Raw genomic sequence first — 2,815 nt, 5'->3', positions numbered from 1 at the left:
CATCTCGTCGGTGACCTCCTGGCTCTTCGACATCCTGGTCGCGGCCAACCTGGTCTCGACCCTATTGGAATGCGGCGTCGGCCCGTGTGACGACGACCCGACCTATTATCACTGGTTAGGAAAACCCTAAGCTCCAGGACCGACGTCATGGCCGATCTCGCGATTGATAGCGCGCGCGTCTGATGGCAGGAAAGCACATGCGTTTCCGCCTAGCCCTCCTTCTGGTGCTTCTAACGCTCCCGGCCATCGCCGCCGATGCGCTGCCGCGTCCGACGGGCGCCGTGTTGCTGACCATTTCCGGCAGCATCGCCGTCACGAATGCCGGCAAGGAAGCGCGCTTTGACCGCGCGATGCTGGAGAAGCTCGGCGTGCGCACGATGCAGACCTCGACGACCTGGACGACCGGCGTGAAGACCTTCGAGGGCGTCCTGGCGCGCGACGTGATGAAAACCGCCGGCGCCAAAGGGACCGAGATCCGCGCGATCGCGCTGAACGACTATGCCGTCATGATCCCGATGGAGGATTTCGAGCGCTACGACGTGCTGCTGGCGTTTCGCATGGATGGGCAGGACCTGACCGCGCGCGACAAGGGGCCGCTCTGGGTCGTCTATCCGCGCGACGCGCACCGCGAGCTTAACGATTCCAAGTTCGACGCACGCTGGGCGTGGCAGCTCAAGCGCCTCGACGTGAAATGATCCGCCTGCCGCGCCGGTGGACGGCCGCGCTGGCATTCCTGGCGCTGGTGATCTCCGCGACCAGCCTCCTCACCGCGTCCTACCGCCTGCTTCTGGTCGAGCGCGACATGCGCGACGACGTGGGCGAGAACCTCTTGTGGTTCGTGACGCAGGCGCAATTTGAAAGCGCCCGCTTCGCCGATGCCGTCCGGCGCCGCGTCTCGGACGATCCCACCATGGACGCCGATGCCCTGCGCGAGCGCTACGACGTGCTGCTGAGCCGCCTAGCGGTCCTGGCCGACGGCGCGCCGCGCCGCCGCCTGGAAAGCTATGGCGGCGAGCCGGCCACCATCCCGGGCCTGGTCACGAAAGCCGAAGCGTTGGCGCCGCGCGTCGAGGCCCTTTCGCCCGGCGACGCGGCGCAACTGCCGCCCATCATCGCCGTGGTCGATCCCATGACCACGCTGCTACAGACCGGCTCGCTCGAAACCGCGCACCATGAGCTGGCGCGCCAGGTCGCCCTGCGCGAAAACCGGCAGGACACGATCTTCGAAATCCTGGGCTACTTCGCCGGCATCATCATCAGCGGCGGGCTGGTCGCCCTGCTGCTGCGGATCGAGGCGCGGCGCAACCGCGAGCTGGCCCTCCAAGCGAAAGCCGCGGAAGGCGTCGCGCGCGCCAGCGAAGCGCGCTTCCGCGACGTGGTCGACGCCGGTTCGGATTGGGTCTGGGAGACGGACGCGCGGCACCGCTTCTCGTTTCTGACCGAACGCCTGCCGCAACAGTCGGGCGAGGATGCGCGCTCGATTATCGGCTTCACGCGCGAGGAGCTCTACCGCGACTCGTCCAAGGACGACGGCGCACTCTGGGCCGCGCACCAGGCCGCTCTCGACGCGCGGCGGCCGTTCCGCGATTTCGTCTTCGCCTACCGAGACTCGGCGGGCGGGCGCCGCGTCTCGCGCGTCCACGGCAAGCCGGTGTTCGCCGCGGACGGCACTTTCGTCGGCTACCGCGGCACCGGCCGCGACATCACGCCCGAGATCGAAGCCGCCGAAGCGCTGGAGGAAAACCGCCGCCTGCTGCACGGCATCGTGGACGTCGTGCCCGCCATCGTGAACGTGAAGGACAAGGACGGGCGCTACGTGCTGATGAACCGGCACCAGGCCGAGCGGTTCCGCGTCAAGGCCGAAGACGCCATCGGGCGCACGGCGATGGACGTGCAGGACGAAGAGGCCGCGCGCTACTTCATGGCGCTCGACGAGAAGGTGATTTCAACCGGCCAGCCGCTGCCTTTCTTCGAGCGAACCGTGACCCAGCCGGACGGGCGCGACGTGACCTGGCTCACGACCAAGCAGCCCTTGCGCGACAGCAAAGGCGCGATCCAGCACATCGCGACGGTCAGCGTTGACGTCACCATGCTGAAGAAGGCGGAACGCGCCCGCGCCGCCCTCAGCCGCCACTTCTCGCCGAACATGGTCGAGGAGCTGGTCAGCATGGACAAAGGCTTCGGTCCCGTGCGCACCCTCGACGTCGCGGTGCTGTTCGCGGACATGGTCGGCTTCACGGAGCTCTGCGCGCAACTGCGCGCCCAGGAGGCGTTCGACCTGCTGCGCGATTACGATGCACGCATGGCGCCGATCGTGCTCGGCTTCGACGGTACGTTGGACAAGTATCTGGGCGACGGCATCATGGCCACCTTCGGCACGCCCCAACCGGGCCCGCGCGACGCCACCAACGCCCTGCGCTGCGCGCGCGAGATGCTGCGGACGATGAATGTCTGGAACGCGGAGCGTGCCGCGCGCAGCCTGTTCAAGGTGGAGGTCGGCATCGGTCTCCACTACGGCTCTATCCTCTTGGGCAACGTGGGTGATGCACGGCGCATGGAACTGGCGGTCGTGGGCGACACGATCAACGTGGCCAGCCGCCTCGAGGACCTGACCCGCACGCTGAACGCCCCTATGATTGTGAGCGCCGAGCTGATGGCCGCCGTTTACGAAGAGAACGTAGCCAGCGACATCGAGCTTATCGGACTCGAAGCTGGTGGCGCGCACATGCTGCGCGGCCGCAAGGATCCCGTCTCGATCTGGATCGCGCGGCCCGCGGGCTAGGTCACCACTTGTTGCGCAGCTCGCGCAGCTTGA

General features: G+C 67.4%; 2 protein-coding genes. Both read left to right on the top strand.

Annotation, left to right across the window (positions count from 1 at the left end; all coding sequences use genetic code 11):
- Positions 1–197: 197 nt before the first annotated feature.
- Complete coding sequence (locus AB7E83_RS28160) at positions 198–695, top strand: molybdopterin-dependent oxidoreductase (protein WP_428574853.1); 498 nt, start codon at positions 198–200, stop codon at positions 693–695.
- On the top strand, positions 692–2,782 hold the full coding sequence (locus tag AB7E83_RS28155; RefSeq protein ID WP_428574851.1) for a PAS domain-containing protein: 2,091 nt from the start codon (positions 692–694) through the stop codon (positions 2,780–2,782). Before AB7E83_RS28160 ends, AB7E83_RS28155 begins: the two co-directional genes overlap by 4 nt.
- Positions 2,783–2,815: the final 33 nt, after the last annotated feature.

This window comes from Ramlibacter sp. (genome assembly GCF_050250995.1).
Classification (GTDB): domain Bacteria; phylum Pseudomonadota; class Gammaproteobacteria; order Burkholderiales; family Burkholderiaceae_C; genus Ramlibacter.
This window is presented reverse-complemented; position numbering and strand designations above follow the sequence as displayed.